We start from the raw sequence: 602 nt of genomic DNA, 5'->3' as shown, positions 1-602 counted from the left end.
TATGGGGGCAGGTCAAACGACTGTCGCTACAATCCGTAACCAAGAACTCCAGTTTACCAATATTCTCCAAGAAGGCGGAGATTATGTAACTAAGGATATCTCTAAAGTCTTGAAAACTTCTCGCAAATTAGCAGAAGGTTTGAAACTGAATTACGGGGAAGCCTATCCGCCTCTTGCAAGCAAAGAAACCTTCCAAGTAGAAGTTATTGGAGAAGTAGAAGCAGTCGAAGTGACGGAAGCCTACTTGTCAGAAATTATTTCTGCACGAATCAAGCACATCCTTGAACAAATCAAGCAAGAATTAGATAGAAGACGTCTATTGGACCTCCCTGGTGGTATTGTCTTAATCGGTGGGAATGCCATTTTACCAGGTATGGTTGAACTTGCTCAGGAAGTCTTTGGCGTTCGTGTCAAGCTTTATGTTCCAAATCAAGTTGGTATCCGTAATCCAGCCTTTGCGCATGTGATTAGTTTATCAGAATTTGCGGGTCAATTAACAGAAGTTAATCTTTTGGCTCAGAGAGCGATAAAAGGTGAGAATGACTTAAGTCATCAGCCAATTAGTTTTGGTGGGATGCTTCAAAAGACAGCTCAGTTTGTAC

1 protein-coding gene is annotated in these 602 nt (G+C 41.7%); it reads left to right on the top strand.

The features are described from left to right. Positions 1-602, top strand: a 602-nt coding sequence (locus QZ114_RS08520; protein ID WP_295502191.1) for a cell division FtsA domain-containing protein, incomplete at both ends; no start/stop codon positions are given.

Origin of the sequence: uncultured Streptococcus sp. (assembly GCF_901875575.1) — a bacterium.
Lineage (GTDB): Bacteria > Bacillota > Bacilli > Lactobacillales > Streptococcaceae > Streptococcus.
Note: the sequence above shows the minus strand (reverse complement) of the source record. Positions and strands in the feature narration are given on the sequence as shown.